Source organism: Leifsonia sp. SIMBA_070 (genome assembly GCF_046534635.1).
Lineage (GTDB): Bacteria > Actinomycetota > Actinomycetes > Actinomycetales > Microbacteriaceae > Leifsonia.
Genome location: NZ_JAWRYK010000797.1, coordinates 1 through 244 on the forward strand (window position 1 = coordinate 1; position 244 = coordinate 244).

Below are 244 nucleotides of genomic sequence, written 5' to 3' on the forward strand. Positions count from 1 at the left end.
GATCGCAAGGCGGGCGGCGATTTTGGGGTAACGCTGCGCGAACGTCTGCATCGAACGGCGCAGCAGCGCGATCTCGCGTTCGAAGTGCGCAAGCAGATCGTTGGGTCCAGGAGCCATACACGTTCCGGTAGCCGCTGCACGCGCCGATGGGCCATGCAGCGTTCAAACAAGGCGGAACGATTCTATTCAGGCAATTGAAAGCCTCATTGCGAATTCATCGCGCAGCGTCCGGTCACGCGGGAAG

The 244-nt window shown here is 60.7% G+C and carries 1 protein-coding gene; it reads right to left on the reverse strand.

The features are described 5' to 3' along the window. Positions 1-117, reverse strand: a 117-nt coding sequence (locus SB754_RS22410) for a type VI secretion system baseplate subunit TssF (RefSeq protein WP_410784480.1), incomplete at its 3' end; no start/stop codon positions are given. Between the last annotated feature and the right edge of the window lie 127 nt (positions 118-244).